The sequence below is a fragment of the Massilia scottii genome, assembly GCF_030846495.1.
Lineage (GTDB): Bacteria > Pseudomonadota > Gammaproteobacteria > Burkholderiales > Burkholderiaceae_D > Telluria_A > Telluria_A violaceinigra.
This window is the reverse complement of the sequence record NZ_JAVCWM010000003.1, coordinates 1-16,187: the sequence shown is the minus strand read 5'-3', so window position 1 is coordinate 16,187 and position 16,187 is coordinate 1. Positions and strand designations below refer to the sequence as shown.

The 16,187-nt window shown below is 65.2% G+C and carries 15 protein-coding genes and 1 tRNA gene; 7 read left to right on the top strand and 9 right to left on the bottom strand.

Going from position 1 to position 16,187, the window contains the following annotated elements; all coding sequences use genetic code 11:
* Position 1: 1 nt before the first annotated feature.
* The gene (locus tag RBA41_RS04270) at positions 2–346 is read left to right on the top strand and encodes a putative signal transducing protein (RefSeq protein WP_306621387.1); all 345 of its coding nucleotides are present in this window, start codon (positions 2–4) and stop codon (positions 344–346) included.
* 3 nt (positions 347–349) lie between these two features.
* On the opposite strand, the gene RBA41_RS04265 is transcribed toward RBA41_RS04270, so the two are convergent.
* A complete protein-coding gene (locus RBA41_RS04265) occupies positions 350–1,264 on the bottom strand; it encodes a LysR family transcriptional regulator (RefSeq protein WP_306621385.1) in 915 nt (304 codons plus the stop codon).
* Positions 1,265–1,373: 109 nt separating this feature from the next.
* Between RBA41_RS04265 and RBA41_RS04260 the strand changes: the two genes are divergently transcribed.
* Together RBA41_RS04260 and RBA41_RS04255 are read left to right on the top strand one after the other, a co-directional pair.
* Positions 1,374–2,654, top strand: a complete 1,281-nt coding sequence (locus RBA41_RS04260) for an SGNH/GDSL hydrolase family protein (RefSeq protein WP_306621383.1) — start codon at positions 1,374–1,376, stop codon at positions 2,652–2,654.
* A gap of 24 nt (positions 2,655–2,678) precedes the next feature.
* Entirely contained in the window at positions 2,679–2,891 is a 213-nt protein-coding gene (locus tag RBA41_RS04255; protein WP_306621381.1) for a hypothetical protein, read from the top strand.
* Between the two features lie 95 nt (positions 2,892–2,986).
* On the opposite strand, the gene RBA41_RS04250 is transcribed toward RBA41_RS04255, so the two are convergent.
* The 5 genes from RBA41_RS04250 to RBA41_RS04230 all read right to left on the bottom strand — a co-directional run bounded on the left by RBA41_RS04250 (position 2,987) and on the right by RBA41_RS04230 (position 8,365).
* Positions 2,987–3,063 (bottom strand) — tRNA-Met (locus RBA41_RS04250).
* A 51-nt stretch (positions 3,064–3,114) separates the two neighbouring features.
* A complete protein-coding gene (gene miaA, locus RBA41_RS04245) occupies positions 3,115–4,065 on the bottom strand; it encodes a tRNA (adenosine(37)-N6)-dimethylallyltransferase MiaA (protein ID WP_306621379.1) in 951 nt (316 codons plus the stop codon).
* Positions 4,062–5,291 (bottom strand): multidrug effflux MFS transporter, encoded by a 1,230-nt coding sequence (locus RBA41_RS04240; RefSeq protein WP_306621377.1) that lies wholly within the window; start codon positions 5,289–5,291, stop codon positions 4,062–4,064. The genes miaA and RBA41_RS04240 overlap by 4 nt, the downstream gene beginning before the upstream one ends.
* Positions 5,288–7,165, bottom strand: a complete 1,878-nt coding sequence (gene mutL / locus RBA41_RS04235; RefSeq protein WP_306621375.1) for a DNA mismatch repair endonuclease MutL — start codon at positions 7,163–7,165, stop codon at positions 5,288–5,290. The genes RBA41_RS04240 and mutL overlap by 4 nt, the downstream gene beginning before the upstream one ends.
* Positions 7,166–7,432: 267 nt before the next feature.
* Positions 7,433–8,365 carry a peptidylprolyl isomerase gene (locus RBA41_RS04230; protein WP_306621373.1) on the bottom strand — a complete coding sequence of 311 codons (933 nt, stop codon included), beginning with the start codon at positions 8,363–8,365 and terminating at the stop codon, positions 7,433–7,435.
* Between the two features lie 182 nt (positions 8,366–8,547).
* Here RBA41_RS04230 and RBA41_RS04225 point away from each other — a divergent pair, with 182 nt between their 5' ends.
* Positions 8,548–9,192 (top strand): VTT domain-containing protein, encoded by a 645-nt coding sequence (locus RBA41_RS04225; RefSeq protein ID WP_099875254.1) that lies wholly within the window; start codon positions 8,548–8,550, stop codon positions 9,190–9,192.
* A gap of 109 nt (positions 9,193–9,301) precedes the next feature.
* Positions 9,302–10,360 carry a carbonic anhydrase gene (locus tag RBA41_RS04220; protein ID WP_306621369.1) on the top strand — a complete coding sequence of 353 codons (1,059 nt, stop codon included), beginning with the start codon at positions 9,302–9,304 and terminating at the stop codon, positions 10,358–10,360.
* A 4-nt stretch (positions 10,361–10,364) separates the two neighbouring features.
* On the opposite strand, the gene RBA41_RS04215 is transcribed toward RBA41_RS04220, so the two are convergent.
* Genes RBA41_RS04215 through tsaE form a run of 3 tightly spaced genes read right to left on the bottom strand, consistent with a single transcriptional unit; the run spans position 10,365 to position 13,110 of the window.
* Positions 10,365–11,168: a D-hexose-6-phosphate mutarotase gene (locus RBA41_RS04215; protein WP_306621367.1), complete on the bottom strand. Its 804-nt coding sequence runs from the start codon at positions 11,166–11,168 to the stop codon at positions 10,365–10,367.
* 11 nt (positions 11,169–11,179) lie between these two features.
* Complete coding sequence (locus RBA41_RS04210; protein ID WP_306621365.1) at positions 11,180–12,661, bottom strand: N-acetylmuramoyl-L-alanine amidase; 1,482 nt, start codon at positions 12,659–12,661, stop codon at positions 11,180–11,182.
* Positions 12,625–13,110 carry a tRNA (adenosine(37)-N6)-threonylcarbamoyltransferase complex ATPase subunit type 1 TsaE gene (tsaE, locus tag RBA41_RS04205; RefSeq protein WP_306621363.1) on the bottom strand — a complete coding sequence of 162 codons (486 nt, stop codon included), beginning with the start codon at positions 13,108–13,110 and terminating at the stop codon, positions 12,625–12,627. Before tsaE ends, RBA41_RS04210 begins: the two co-directional genes overlap by 37 nt.
* 56 nt (positions 13,111–13,166) lie before the next feature.
* On the opposite strand from tsaE, the gene queG reads away from it, so the two are divergent.
* Positions 13,167–14,258 (top strand): tRNA epoxyqueuosine(34) reductase QueG, encoded by a 1,092-nt coding sequence (gene queG / locus RBA41_RS04200; RefSeq protein WP_306621361.1) that lies wholly within the window; start codon positions 13,167–13,169, stop codon positions 14,256–14,258.
* Between the two features lie 594 nt (positions 14,259–14,852).
* A partial coding sequence (locus RBA41_RS04195; RefSeq protein ID WP_306621359.1) for a DUF6531 domain-containing protein occupies positions 14,853–16,187 on the top strand: 1,335 nt, incomplete at its 3' end.

Sequence of the window (16,187 nt, the reverse complement as noted above, 5' to 3'; positions counted from 1 at the left end):
CATGCAAGATACCCTGAACGGCCCCGACTCCTTCCCCGAGGATGACACGGCCGATGGCACGGCCGAAGTAGAAGCGATTCCGGGGCGCGACCTGCTCATCGTCGCGAAATTCTTCACGCCGACCGACGCGCATCTGGCCCGCAGCTTCCTGGTCGCTTCCGGCATTCCCGCGGTGGTGGCCGACGTGAATCACGCCCAGGCCGACCAGTTCCTGCTGCCCGCCATGGGCGGCGTGCGCGTGCTGGCGCCCGAAGAGTACCTGCAGCAGGCGCAGGACCTGCTGGCCGCGCGCGAGCACGGCGACTTCACCCTGAGCGACGATGTCGATGTCGGCCAGCCCGAGTAAGCGCTAGCGGTCGGCCGTCGCTGTCCATCCTGGCAGGGCGCCGATGCGCTGTGCCAGGAAGTCCATGAACAGGCGTGCGCGCGCCGGCTGGTAGCGTCTGGACGGATACACCAGCGCCACGTGCTGCGGCGTGCCGCTCCACGCCGGCAGCACGCGCGCCAGCTGGCCCGCCTGCACCAGGTCGTGCACCAGCCAGTGCGGGCACAGGCCGATCCCGGCGCCGGCCAGCAGGCTGTCGCGAATCGCCAGCGCGTTATTGACACGATAGCGCCCGCGTGTCGTCACCTTCACTACTTCCCCTCCGCTCTGCAGTGCCATCTCGTCGCCCGTGGCCAGCCACGCAAAGCGGAGAAAATCGTGCTGCGCCAGGTCGTCCGGCCGCCTGATGCGCGCGTGCCGCGCCAGATACGAGGGCGCCGCCACCAGCGAGCGCGTTGATGCCGCAATCGTGCGTGCCACGGCATCGGGCGGCAGCGGGCCGCCCAGGCGCACGGCCACGTCCACGCCATCGCCGACCAGATCGACGAAGCGGTCGTCGAGAATGAGCTCGATCTCAATGTCGGGATGCAGCGCCAGGAACTCCTGCGCCAGCGCGTTCAGATGAAACTGGCCAAGCGCCACCGGTGCGTTTACGCGCAGCAGGCCTTGCGCTTGCCGCGCGTGGCCGCGCACCTCCGCCAGCGCATCGTCGTACTCATCGAGCAGGCGCCGCGCGCGCTCGTGAAAACGCATGCCTTCCGCGGTCGCCAGCAGGCCGGTGGTGCTGCGTTCGAGCAGGCGCACGCCCACATGCGCCTCCAGCGCGTTGATCGCCTTGCTGACCGTCGGCTGCGTGGTGCCCGCTTCGCGCGCCACGGCCGACAGGCTGCCCAGGTCGACCGCGCGGGTGAACAGGTGCATCAGGCGCAGGGTATCCATCGTCGCTCCTTATTCCATATTGGAATGGATGATAGTCGATTTGCCGGTCTACCAGCATGGTAAGGAATGACCTACCTTGAGCGCCTACTTCACTCAAAGGGGAAATACCATGTCGATAGTGCGAACATTGCCGGTGCTGTTCATGTTGTGCGTGCAGGCTGCGGCCGCGAGTCCGACGCGCTGGGTCGCCAGCTGGGGCGCCAGTCCCCAGGCGCGCTGGGACGACAGCTTCATCCTGCCGGTCGGCGTGCCGGCGTCGTTCGAGCAGCAGTCGGTGCGCGACGTGGTGCGGCTGAGCGTGGGCGGGCGGCGCCTGCGCATCGTGCTGTCGAACCGTTATGGCGCAACGGCGCTGCAGGTGGGCCAGATGCGGGTCGGCCTGGCCGGCCACGGCGCCGCGGTGGTGGGCGGCAGCAGCCGCGCCGTGACCTTTGGCGGCAGTGTGCACGCCAGCGCGGCGCCCGGTGCGGTGCTGGTCAGCGATCCGGTCGACCTGCCCGCCGGCGCGCTGGCCCGGCTGGCCATCACCACATACTACCCGGCGCCCACACCGGTATCGACCTTTCACTGGGGCGCGCAGCAAACGCCGTATCTGGTGCGCGGTAATGCCACCGCGGCGGCCGACCTGCCCGCGGCCGCGCGCTTCGCGGGACGCGCGTTTCTGAACGCGGTGCTGGTCGAGGCGCCCGCCGCTGCGCGCAGCGTGGTGGTGCTGGGCGACTCGATCACCGATGGCAATGGCTCCTCGCCCGACCAGGACCGGCGCTGGACCGACGTGCTGGCGCAGCGCCTGGCGCCGGCCGGCGTGGGCGTGGTCAATGCCGGCATTTCCGGCGCGCGCCTGCTGGGGGACCGCATGGGCGCCAATGCGCTGGCGCGCTTCGACCAGGATGTGCTGGCGCAGCCCGGCGTGGCCAGCGTGATCGTCATGATGGGCATAAACGATATCGGCTGGCCCGGCAGCCCGTTCGCGCCGCACGATGCGGCCATGAGCGCGGAGCAGGTCATCAGCGCCTTGCGCCAGCTGATCGCGCGCGCCTGCGCGCACAATGTGCGCATCGTCGGCGCCACGCTCATCCCGTTCGAGGGCGCACTGGCCGGCACGCCCTTTGAAGGGCATTACAGCCCGGCCAAGGAAGCGGTGCGCCAGCGCGTGAACCGCTGGATCGTCAGCGGCGGCGAATTTGATGCGGTGTTCGATGCCGACGCGGTGCTGCGCGATCCATCCCGCCCCACGCGCATGCGCGCCGAATACGACTCCGGCGACCATCTGCATCCGGGCGACGCCGGCTACCGCGCGCTGGCCCATGCCCTCGATTTGAGCGAGCTGATGGAAAAAAGCGAGCGCCGCACTGAACCAGATGGCGCCCGGCGGCGTCCAAGGAGATGAAATCACCCTGCCAAGGAGCTGCCCATGAACGATTTTTTTGATGCGCGCAATAAAAAGCTGATGCGCGACCTGCAAACCGCTGCGCTCAATGTGCTCGACCATAACCGCACCGAAGCCCTGTGCATGCCGATCGACGGCACCGACCCGGTGCTGTACGTGTTCGTGGGCGACGCCGCCGCCCTGGCGCGCCTGAGCGCCATCATCGACAGTGAGGGCGGGCCCATGAATTTTACTTAGGGAGCCAGGATACCGCCGGGGGAGCCAACGTAAAAAAACCCCTGAGCGGTTGAGGTCTCAGGAGTTTTAAGGCAAATCGTTACTTGCCGTGTTCGTGGTGGTGATAGGTGGACTTGAACCACCGACCCCAGCATTATGAATGCTGTGCTCTAACCAACTGAGCTATATCACCCGACAGACCAAGATTATAGAGATCTGCTTTTTGCGTGTCAAGGCCGTCTGATTATTTTTGCTGCTGGGCCACAATCAAGTCCATCATCTGCCCGGCCGGGTTGTCACTCAGGCAATCAATTACCACCCGCTCCGGCATCGAGCGCAGCCAGGTCAGCTGGCGCTTGGCCAGCTGGCGGGTGGCGATGATGCCGGTTTCGCGCAAGGCGGCGCGGTCGATCTTGCCATCCAGATAATCCCACGCCTGGCGGTAACCCACGCAGCGCATCGACGGCAAGCCCGGATGCAGGTCGCCGCGCGCGCGCAGGCCGGCCACTTCGGCCACGATGCCCGCGTCGTCATTGGCGCCCAGCATCTGGTCGAAGCGGGTGGCGATGCGTGCGTGGAGCACACTGCGGTCCGACGGCTCCAGCCCGAACGAGAGCAACTCGAACGGCAGCGCGGTTTTTTCGCGTTTGGCCAGCAGTTCCGACATCGGCTTGCCCGAGAGGGCGATGATTTCGAGCGCGCGGTTGATGCGCTGGGCGTCGTTGGGCGCGAGCCGGTTGGCCGTTTCCGGGTCGAGCGCGCGCAGCTTGTCGTGCATGCCGGGCCAGCCGATGACGGCCGCTTCGGCATCGAGTTCAACGCGCAGGGCCGGATCGGCCACCGGCAAGTCATCGAGGCCGTCGGCCAGGCCCTTGAAGTACATCATGGTCCCGCCGACCAGCAGCGCCAGTTTGCCGCGCGCGCTGATCTCGGCCACCAGGCGCAGCGTATCGTCGCGGAACTGGGCGACCGAATACGACTCGGTCGGGTCGATGATGTCGATCAGGTGGTGCGGCGCGCTCGCCAGTTCCTCGGGCGTGGGCTTGGCGGTGCCGATATCCATCTCGCGGTACACCAGCGCCGAATCGACCGAGATGATCTCGGCGGGGATGACGCTTGCAATCGCCAGCGCGGCGGCGGTCTTGCCCGACGCGGTCGGGCCCATGATGGCAACGGCCAATGGCTTCATCGTCATGGCGTGGCCCTCGCAACCGGGGTGGCGGTCACGCGCACCGACGCAAACACGGCCAGGCCAAGTGCGCACGAAATGAGCGCCAGCGGATACAGGGTGCCGTCGAAGGTCGCGCCGACGGCGGTGCCCACGCCGAACGCCACGCTCATATATAGAGCGCCCATCAGACCGGCGGCGGTGCCGGCTTGCTGCGGGAAGGGCGACACCGAACCCGATTGCGACACCGGAAAATTGATGCCGTGCGCGCCCATCGTCATGAACATGGCCAGCACCACCACGCTCCAATGCGCGAGGCCTGCGCCGACGGCGGCTAAAAACACCGCGCCGGCGGCCAGCGACATGGTGCTGCCGATCCGCAGCGTGACGGCCGCGCCGAACAGCGGCAGCAGGCGGCGGCACACGATGGTGCCGGCCAGGTAGCCGGACACGCCGACCGCGAAGCAGTAGCCGAACCACTCGGTCGGCACGCCGAGCACGCGGATCAGCACCAGCGAGGAACCCGAGATGAAGGCGAAGATCGATCCGAACGACAGCGCGCCGGGCAGCGCATGGGCCCAGAATTCGCGCGAACCGAGCACCAGCCGGTAATTCGCCGCCAGGCCACTGAACTCGGTCGCCTTGGGGTTTTTATGCACATTGGTCTCGGGCAGGCGCAGCACGACCGCCGCCAGCAGCAGCGCCGACAGGATCGACAGCGCCACGAACGCGGCGCGCCAGCCGAAGGCCACCTGCAGGTAGGAGCCGAGAATGGGGCCGGTGAGCGGCGCGAGCGAAAGCCACGAACTGGCGCGTGCGATCACGCGCATGCTGTCGGCCGGCGCATACGCATCGCGCACGATCGCGCGCGCGACGATCACGGCCGAACAGCAGCCCAGCGCCTGCAGGAAGCGCGCCACGATCAGCAGGGCGATATTCGGCGCCGCGGCGCACAGCAGGCTGGCCACCACGTACAGCGACAAGCCCCAAATCAGCACGGGACGGCGTCCGTAGCGGTCCGACAGCGGGCCGATGACCAGCTGCGCGCCGCCGAAGCCGATCACGAACATCGACAGCGTCAGTTGCACGGTGGCGGCAGGCGCGCCGAAGCCGGTGGCCAGGCTCGGGAGCGACGCCAGGTACAAATCGGTGGACAGCGGCTGCAGCATCAGGAAACCGATGATCAGCAGGAGGATAGGCGCATGCGCGTACTGCGCCAGCGGGGCCGTGGTGTCGGTCTGGCGCATCGTCATTGACCGCGCAGGAACAGCTTGTCGAGCGATGAGATATCGAGCTGCACCCAGGTCGGGCGTCCGTGGTTGCACTGGTCGGCGCGTTCGGTGCTTTCCATCTGGCGCAGCAGGGCGTTCATTTCGGGCTGGTTCAGGATGCGGTTGGCGCGCACCGCCGTGTGGCAGGCCAGGGTGCCGAGCAGCTCGTTGCGGCGCTCGATCAGCACGCGCGAGCCGCCGAATTCGCGCACATCGCGCAGCACGTCGCGCGCCAAGGTCTGCGCATCGGCGTTCTTGAGCAGGGCCGGCACCGAGCGCACCGCCAGCGTGGTGGGCGACAGCGCCGCGATGTCGAAGCCGAGCGCCTGCAAGGTTTCGCGGTTTTCCTGGGCGGTGCCCACTTCCACCGCGTCGGCGAAGAAGGTCACCGGGATCAGGAGCGCCTGGACCTGCATCTCCTGGCCGCCGACCTGCGCGTCGAGCGCGTTTTTCAGCTGCTCGTACAAAATGCGTTCGTGCGCGGCGTGCATGTCGACCAGCACCAGGCCCTTGGTGTTCTGGGCCAGGATATAAATACCGTGCAGCTGGGCCAGGGCGAAGCCGAGCGGATATTCATCGTTCGACATGCCCTGGGCCGGCGCGGTGTAGGGCGTGACCGGCGCGCTGGCCGCATCGGCGCTGCCGGAAGCGCCGGAAAAAAGAGCGCCGTAGCTGTCCATGGTCTGCGCCACGCCGGGGCTGTCGTAGCGGCTGCCGGGCGGGTAGGGCGAGGGCGAATAGGTGGCCGAGAGCTGGGCGCCGAAACTGGTCTGCTCATGCTCGCGGCGCCACGACGACGTGCCGCCCACGTCGGCCGCCATCTGCGGCGCCGGCACGCTGCCGTGGTCCGTGGCCGAGGTTTTGGCCAGCGCGCGCTGGACCGCGTGGAACACGAACTGGTGCACCGCGCGGCTGTCGCGAAAGCGCACTTCGATCTTGGACGGGTGCACGTTGACGTCGACCAGGGCCGGGTCGAGGTCGAGCGCCAGCACGTAGGAAGGGAAGCGGTCGCCGTGCAGCACATCCTGGTAGGCGGCGCGTACCGCGTGCACCAGCAGCTTGTCGCGCACGTAGCGCCCGTTCACGTAGAAGAACTGGCCATCGGCGCGCGCCTTGGACGCGGTCGGCAGACCGGCGTAGCCGTGCACGCGCAGGGGGCCGGCCGATTCGTCGATGGCCAGGCGCGCCTCGGCGAAATCGCTGCCGAGGATATGGGCGCTGCGGCGCGCCATCTCGCTCACGTTCCAGTGATCGATGGTGCGGCCGTTATGCGACAGCGAAAAGGCCACGTCCGGGCGCGCCAGCGCGATGCGCCGCACCACTTCCGCGCAGTGGCCGTATTCGGTCTGTTCCGATTTGAGGAACTTGCGCCGGGCCGGCGTATTGAAATACAGGTCCTGGACATCGATGGTGGTGCCGTGCGCGCCGGACGACGGCGCGACGGTGCCGTGATGGGAGCCGACGATTTCCCAGGCGTGGGGCGCATCGGCGGTGCGCGAGGTGACCGAGACGGCGGCCACGGCCGCGATGGACGCGAGCGCCTCGCCGCGAAAGCCGAGGGTGGCCACGTTTTCCAGGTCGGACAGGGACGCGATCTTGGAGGTGGCATGGCGGGCCAGGGCGAGCGGCAGCTGGTCGGGGGCGATGCCGCGCCCGTTATCGGTGATCGCGATACGCTTGACGCCGCCTTCTTCCAGGCGCACGGTGATCTGGGTGGCGCCGGCGTCGAGCGCGTTCTCGAGCAACTCCTTGACCACGGCGGACGGTCGCTCGACCACCTCGCCGGCGGCAATTTGCGAAATCAGCTGGTCGGGGAGGGCCTGGATCGGGCGGTGCGCGGAAATTGGAGCGTTCATGCGCGAATTATATCCCCTGCTCCCGCGATTGCCGCACCTCGCCCCGAGTTCTCATAACCTGAGTCAAGTTCCTACAACCGGGGTCAGAGCTCTGACTCGAAACATTGTGAAATCTGGCGCGGCAAACTGTGAACAGCGCGCCGTTCCACGACATCGGCATGGCGGTCAGGGGAAGTGTTGTGCAACAAAAAAGTTTCGAGTCAGAGCTCTGACCCCGGTTAGGAAACTAAAAAGTTTCGAGTCGGAGGTCTGACCCCGGTTAGGAAATTATTGCTGTTCGCGCACGGGGATGGGGGCGTTGCACAGGTCGATGTGGCCGGCGGCGACCTTGGTCCACGGGCCGCCGCGGTTGCGCTGGGCTTCGACCGCCGCTTTGTAGGCGGCGCTGTCGGTGCGCATCACTTCGAATTTGCTGCGCTCGGCTTCGGGCACGTCGGCCGCTACCTTGAACGCGGCGATCGGGACGTGCTGCTCGGGCTTGTCGTAAAACCCCATCGGCGCGGGGCCGCGCGGCAGGATCGATAGCAGCGGCATGCCGGAGATGACCCGCCCCACCACCGTGATGTTGCGGTCCAGGTGGCGCGGGGCGTGCCCGATCACCACGTACAGCGAGGAGCCGCCGCCGCTGTCGGCGCCGTTGTCGCGCCCCACCCCGACCATGCCGTAGCAGTGGGTCAGCCAGGCTTGCCCGGATTTGGGGTCGCGCGCCGACGGAAAGCCGTTCGAGTGCCCCACCCGCGGCGCATAGCCGTCGCGGTCGGGCAGGCGCGTGAAGTGGACGTCGTTCTTCATCGGTACCGTGAATTCGGCGGGCAGGGTGGCCTTGGCGCTTTTCATCGGACGCGGGTTCTTTTCGTTCGGGTCGCCCCATTGCACCACCCAGTTGTCCTGCGAGCGGATGATCGCCAGGCCGTCGAAGTAGTTTTCGCGCGCCAGCGTTTTGATATTGGCTACATGCCTGGGCGCAAAGGTGGGCGCCAGCTCGATGATCACGCGGCCGCCCGGCACCTCCATATAGAGGGTGTTGTCGGGATCGAGTGCGCGCCAGTCCGACGGCTTCGACGCCTTGACCACGTCGGCCACGGTCGGCTTGCTCGCCAGTTCCTTGGCCGGCCGCGCGCCATGCGCCGGCAGCGCCAGGGCGCCCGCGACGAGGGCCGCGAGCAGGCTGGCCTTGTTTATTCCGTGTATTACATCCATCTGTTGTCTCCAGGTCGGTTGCTGGCATGGCGTCCGCTGCGCCGCTGGCGACAATTGTAATCCGCAAGATGGCCAGTCAGGAAACTTCCGAAGCGCCTGAATTTCTTGCCGTTCCCCGGCCGGCAGATACAAATTTTGGCACCGAGTGATGTTATTATGCGGCGCTACCTTTTAGGATATTTATGGATCTGATGCAATTCTTCGACATGATTCTGCATGTCGATAAGACGCTGGGAGTGTTGCTGGCCAAGTATGGTGTCTACGTTTACGCCGTCCTGTTTGCCATCGTGTTCTGCGAGACCGGCCTGGTGGTCCTGTTTTTCTTTCCTGGCGATACGCTTTTATTCATTGCGGGTGCGGCCTGCGCCACCGGGGAGCTGGACTACTGGATACTGATGAGCCTGCTGATCACCGCGGCCGTCACGGGCAATACCCTCAATTACTGGATCGGCGAAGCCATCGGGCAACGCGTGTTCACCCATAATTACCGCTGGCTTAACAAGGATGCCTTGCACCGCACCCACGATTTCTTCGAGAAGCACGGCGGCAAGACCATCATCCTGGCGCGCTTCGTGCCGGTGGTGCGCACCTTCGCCCCGTTCGTGGCCGGCGTGTCGGACATGACGCATGCCCGTTTCCAGCTGTATAACTTCGCCGGCGCGTTCCTGTGGGTGGTCAGTCTGGTGACGGCGGGCTATTTCTTTGGCAACTTGCCGATCGTGCGCGACAACCTGACTCTCATCGTCCTGCTCGGCGTTGGCGCGGCCGTCGTGCCGCTCGCCCTCGGCGGCTTGTACAAAGTCAGCCGCAAGATGCTCAGCCGTTAAGCACTTCCCCCATCGGCGCGACATTTTCGCGCCGATGTTGCTTTGTGGACTCAAGTTTCTCCGCGCACCCGCCGATAACCAGACTGTATTTCTTACTTTCTGGAACATCATGCGCAACCTGATCGCCCTCTTTGCTTGCAGTCTGGCCATCTCGACGGCAGGCGCCAACGATCCTCCCGCGGCCGCTTCTTCCGGCGCCAAGGCGGCGGCCAAGCCGGCAGCCAAGCCAATAACCGCCGACGCCATCAAGCTGGCGGCGCTGGCCACCGGCAAGCCAGCGGCCGCGCCGTCGGCCAAGGAGGCCGCGTCGCAAGCCTTGAGCGAGGCCGATGCCGAAGCCGAACTGTCGGCCAAGATCGCCGCCCGCCTGGCCGTCATGCGCGCCAACCAGGCCGCCCGCCTGGCCGCTGCCGCCAAAGCCAGGAAGGCGGCGGTCTCGCGCCGTGAGGCGATCGTCGCCATCACCCAGGCGCCGCCGGCGCGCCCGTTCCACAGCGAGCACTGGTCGTACGAAGGCGAGACCGGTCCGGCCAACTGGGGCAAGATCAATTCGGCGTGGTCCAAGTGCGGCACCGGCACCCGCCAGTCGCCGATCGACCTGCGCGATGGCATGAAGGTCGACCTCGAGCAGATTACCTTCGATTACAAGCCGTCCGGGTTCAGCGTGGTCGATAACGGCCACACGGTGCAGGTGACGGTCGGTGGCGGTAATTTCATCACGGTGCAGAACCGCTCGTACGAGCTGCAGCAGTTCCACTTCCATCGCCCGTCCGAGGAACGTGTCAACGGCAAGGGCTTCGAGATGGTGGTGCACTTGCATCACAAGGACCCGGAGGGCAGGCTGGCGGTGCTGGCGGTGCTGCTCGAACGCGGCAAGTCAAACAATATGATCCAGACCGTGTGGAACAACCTGCCGCTGGAAAAGCTCGATGTCGTCAATCCGAACGTGGTGCTCGATGTGGCCGAAGTGCTGCCGCAGCGGCGCGACTACTTCACCTTCATGGGATCGCTCACCACGCCGCCCTGCAATGAAGGCGTGCTGTGGCTGGTGATGAAGCAGCCGATGCAGGCCTCGCCGGCCCAGATGGCGCTGTTTTCCCGCATGTATCCGCTCAACGCCCGGCCGATCCAGGCCAGCTCGGGACGCATGATCAAGGAATCGAACTAACTCTTCATGCGCCGATCCTGATCGTGTGCGCGCCGCGCCAGGCGGCGTCCGGGGCCAGGGTCAACGGTTCGATCAGGGCCGGTTCGATGCACACGAAGCGCTGGTATTCGGCTTCCTCCATGTCGCTCAGCGCGGCCGCGTCGAGCGCACCCGGGTTCCACACCACCGCGTCGCCAAAGCCGCTTTGCGCAAGGTGCAGGGTGGCGCCGCCGTCAACGAGCGTCATGGCGCCGTCGATGCCGCGATAGATATGGTCGAAGTTGTCGTCGATTTGCAGATCGCCTTCCTGCACCCCGCCGATGCGCACGCGCGCCAGGTGGCTGACCGAAAAGTAGGTGTGCAGGGCGGCCGAAAACGCAAACGCATCGGCGCCGGTATTGCGCACCTCCAGCGTCAGCGCCAGCGCGGCGCCGTTCACTTCCACCCGCAGCGCCAGCGCGAAGCCGTGCGGCCAGGCTTGCGCCAGCGCCGGCGCCAGGTCGCCATCTTCGAGCATGAAAACGGCAAACGCGGCGCCATCGTGCGCGCCGCTGTCGGCCAGGCGCCAGGTGGCCACGCGCGCAAAGCCGTGGCGCATGCCGGTTCCGCGTTCTGCGAACTGGGGGAAGATCACCGGCACGCCGCCGCGGATGGCGCGGCTGCCGTCGAGTTTTGAAGCGGCGCTGCAGAACAGGCGCTCGGCGCCATCGGCTCCCTGCCACGACACCAGGTGCGCGCCGTACAGCGTGACGATGGCCTGTGCCCCGTCGGCGCCGCGAATGCGCACGGCCGGCAGCTGGCCGTAGTCGACCATCTCGATTGTGCTCATGAATCCTTCCTTTATGTCTGGCGGCCCTTGGCCAGCGGCGGATTGGCCGCGAAATAGCGCTTGATGCCCTTGGTGATGGCGGCCGCGATCTGGTCCTGGTAGCCGTTGTCGCGCAGCTTGGCTTCTTCTTCGGGGTTCGAAATGAAGGCCGTCTCGATCAGGATCGATGGAATGTCGGGCGCTTTCAGCACCGCGAAGCCGGCCTGTTCGACCGAGCCTTTGTGCAGGCGCGCGATGCCGCTGATTTCGCCCAGTACCGCTTTGCCGAGCTTCATGGAGTCGTTGATCTGGGCCGTCGTCGACAGGTCGAGCAGCACGCCGGCGATCTGCTTGTCGTGGCTCTGGATGTTCACGCCGCCGATGGCGTCGGCCAGGTTTTCCTTGTTGGCGAGCCAGCGCGCGGCGGTCGAGGTGGCGCCTTTTTCGGATAGCACGAACACCGACGAACCGCGCGCCGTCGGCAGCATGAAGGCGTCGGCGTGGATCGACACGAACAGGTCGGCCTGCACCTTGCGCGCTTTTTCCACGCGCACGCCGAGCGGCACGAAGTAGTCGCCGTCGCGCGTGAGCATGACGCGCATATTGGGCTGCTCCTCCAGCTTGAACTTGAGCCGCTTGGCGATGGCCAGCACGATGTCTTTTTCGCGCGTGCCGGCCGAGCCGATCGCGCCCGGGTCTTCGCCGCCGTGGCCGGGGTCGAGCGCAATGGTCATCATGCGCACCACCTTGCCGCCCTTGTCACCCTTGTGCGCTGCCACGCGCGGCGGGTCGGGACGCACCGGGGCCGGTTCGGGCAGCTCGGTTTTCGGCACCGGCACGGTTGGCTGGGCCAGCACGGGGCCGGCCGGGGGCACAAGGATTGGCGCCGGCACGGGTGCCGGCGGCGTTACCACCACGGTTGCCGGCGGCGTCGCCGGTGTTGCCGCCACCGGCGGCTTGGGCGCGGGCGCCGGCAGTTCCGGGCTGCCGACCGGCGCGTCGGCGCGCGACCACTCGCCTTTTTCGATCATCGCCGCGATCGGGTCGACCGCCTTGACCGGATACAGGTCGAAAATGAGGCGGTGCTTGTAGGTGCCGACCGGTTCGAGCGTAAATACCTGCGGCTTGATTTCTTCTTTCAGGTCGAACACCAGGCGCACCACGTTGGGCCGGTTCTGGCCCACGCGCACCTGCTTGATGTACGGGTCGCCCGACTGGATCTTGGCCACCAGGCTTTTCAGGGTGGGATTGAGTTCCAGTCCTTCGATGTCGACTACCAGGCGCTGCGGGTCGGGCACGGTGAAGTGGGTGACCTTGAGGTCGCTGTCGTTTTCGAGCGTGACGCGGGTGTAGTCGGCAGCCGGCCAGACGCGCACCGCGAGAATTTGCGCGGCGGCGGCAGGCAGGACGGGAAACACGGAAAGCAGCAGGGTGCCGCCAGCTTTGAGGATGGTGCGCCGGGTTACTGGTCCCGGAATCAAAGGTTTGGTGCGAATGTAAGGCGGTTGAGGCATAGCAAACCCAGGTCAGACAACGCTTGCAATTCTACATCACGGCCGAGCCCGGCAACGTGCAGGGACACACTCAGGTCGGGCGGCGGCAGCACCGGATCGGCTTTTTCCGGCCATTCGACGATGCAGATGTTGTCCTCATTAAATTCTTCGCGAAAACCGGCGTCCAGGAATTCTTCCGCACTGGCCATGCGGTACAGGTCGAAATGGATGACGTTCACGGCGCGCCCGTCGAGCTTGATGCTGTACGGCTCCGACAAGGTATAGGTCGGACTCTTGACGGTGCCCGCGTGGCCGGCCGCGTGCAGCAGGGCGCGGGTGAGGGCGGTCTTGCCGGCGCCGAGGTCGCCGTGCAGGTGGATTGCCAGGCCCGGCAGCAAGGCGCGCGCCAGTGCGGCACCCAGTGCGGCGGTGCCGGCTTCGTCGTGGAGGTGGGCTTTGAAGTGCTGCATGGAATAGAATGTGGTCTGTGATGTTTGTCAGTTCCCCGATTGTACTCCCGCCCAGCATGCATTCTTCCCACGCCGAACCCGATTTGTCCGCATTGGCGCACTCCATCAAGCGCTGGGGGACCGAGCTGGGCTTTGCCGACGTGCGCATCAGCGACGCCGACCTGTCGCATGCCGAAGCCGGCCTGCAGGCCTGGCTGGACGCGGGCCGTCATGGCGAGATGGATTACATGGCCAGCCACGGCATGAAGCGCGCCCGTCCCGCCGAGCTGGTGCCGGGCACGGTGCGGGTCATCAGCGCGCGCATGGATTACCTGCCGGCGGCCACCCCGGACGACTGGCGCGAGCGCGAAGCGGCGCGTCTGCGCGACCCGGGCGCGGCCGTCATTTCGATCTATGCGCGCGGCCGCGACTATCATAAGGTGCTGCGCAGCCGCCTGCAGCAGCTGGCCGAGCGCATCGAGCGCGAGACCGGGCAGCTGGGCTTCCGGGTGTTTACCGACTCGGCGCCGGTGATGGAGCTGCCGCTGGCCGAAAAAGCCGGCATCGGCTGGCGCGGCAAGCACACCCTGATTCTGAATCGCGATGCGGGGTCGATGTTTTTCATCGGGGAAATCCTGGTGGACGTGGCGCTGCCGGTCGATGCGCCGGCCAGCGCCCACTGCGGCCAGTGCAGTGCGTGCATCGCGGCGTGCCCGACCCAGGCGATTCTGGCGCCCGGGCGGCTCGATGCGCGCCGCTGCATTTCGTACCTGACCATTGAACTGAAAAACAGCATCCCGGAAGAGCTGCGCCCCTTGATCGGCAACCGCGTGTACGGCTGCGATGATTGTCAGACCGCGTGCCCGTGGAATAAGTTCGCGCAACGCGCCGTGGTGCCCGATTTCGATGAACGCAATGAACTCGGCAGTGCGGACATGGTGAGTCTGTTCGGCTGGAGCGAGGAGGAATTCGAGCGCAAGCTGGAGGGCAGTCCGATCCGGCGCATCGGCCACGAACGCTGGCTGCGCAATCTGGCGGTCGGGCTGGGCAATGCGGCCGAGGGCGCCCGTGGCGATGCACGGATCGTGGCGGCCTTGCAGGCACGCGCGGATGATGTCTCGCCGATGGTGCGCGAGCATGTGGCGTGGGCGTTGAAGCGGCATGCTTGAGGTGCGGGTGGCGTCTGGTTGTGCGCTCGTCCCCGATAGATGGGATCGGAAGCTTGATCCGCTGGACTGTTCTAACAGCACAACAAAGTGCGGACCTATAGATCGATGTCAGGCGATCTTGTTCATACATAAGCAAATCAGCGGGTCTGTGCGCGCGGAGGCGGGATGCTGATCCGGGAAAATTCACCGTATCGACGGTCCGCACAAGTCGCCTATGCAGATGATCAGCGCCGACTTGCTGGCGCATTACCGGCACTTTGAGCAGGAACTAGCCGCGCCGAGGCTGCGGGCGGGCGGCAAGAGAAGAATAGGAGCGGGTGCAGCGCTCATGCCGTCTAGCATGCATCACGTCGGGTGCCGGATATGGAAGACAAAAATCACGTATATGTTGGGCGGGTACCTGGCACGGAATACACGAAAAGGACCATCAACTTGTCGGGAGCGTAATGTACGTATTTCTCGGAGGCATGATCTGGAATAAGCCGGTGCACATTATGGTGTGCGATGAGGTAATGTTCTAGTTATTGAAGTCGATATTCTTGGTTTTCCAACTGGCAATTTTCGCCAGCTTCTCCCGCAAAGGACCGGAAAACCATGACCAACGCAAGCCTGTTTCAGTCGCTTATTCATCCCATACGGTCCGCGCTGATACTGCTGCTAGTGGGGCTCGGCAATGCGTGTGCGGAGAGTAGCCTACCAGAGGGGACAATCGGCTGGTGGTATTTCACCGGAATTATGAGTCCAATTCGTTATACGACTGATCCGGTTACTGCCTGTCAAAAAGGGGCGTGGAATCACACGAAACAGCCGCTTGTCGAGATGCGGCCTTACAAAGACCGGCGCGACATGTTTCTGTGCTACTACAGCTTGCGTCCCGGAGGCAGCGTTCGCTGGTATGGAGAGGCCAATCTGCATTGCAAACCAGGATATCGGACTTATGGACAGGGCTTTTGTCGTAAGGCAGGGCTGGAACGTCCGACGCCGTTGAAATGCGGAGAGGCGGCAGGAAACCCGGTTCAGTTTATGAGCGGCGCCAAAATCCAACATGAAACCGATCTGGGTGGCGGCGCCAACGATGTATTGAGCGTCCAGCGCACCTACCGTAGCGTGCGTGATAGCGGGGCTGGCCAATCAGCAGGCGTGGGCTGGTCATTTTCCTTCGAGCGAGTCTTTTCTGCGCCAAAAGACTCGACTGGCAAGACCAGAGCGATTGTCACCGGGGCACTGAGCGACGGCAGCACTTTCGAATTCCGGCGGCAGGGCGACGGCACATATAAATCCAGCTACGACAGAAGCACGACCCTGGAAGTGCAAGGCCCAGATGACGCCATCTGGCTTGTGACAACGCCGGACGGCATCGTCGAGCGCTACCTCCGGATCGATGACGATTTCAGGCTCAGTAGCGTTCATACGCGCACCGGCACGGCCACGCATTACACCTACGACGTAAAAAATCAGCTTAGCAAGATTGTCGACAAAAGCGGTCGTAGCCTGACAATCGCATGGGACGGTGACGTCATCGTGTTGATCTCCAGCGCTTCCGGCAGCGTCCGCTACGAATATGAGCGGACTGTCATACAAGGTTACCCGGCCATTGCAGGCACGGCTCGCCTGATCGGTGTGCATTACCTGGACCGCTTTGGCATCGAGACGTCATCGCGTACGTACCACTACGAAGACCCCAATGATCGCTTCCTGCTTACCGGAATTACCGATGAACATGGCAAGCGCTTCGCCACGTATGCGTACAACGGAGACGGGCAGGCCGTGCTGACGGAGCACGCCGACGGTGCGCAGCGCTACACATTTGCTTATCCCAGCCACACCAGCCGGATCGTCACCGATCCGCTCGGCAGCAGCCGTAGCATCGACCTTGGATTCGACGTCAATCGCAGCACGAGGCGGATTGTCGGCGAAAGCCAGCCCGCG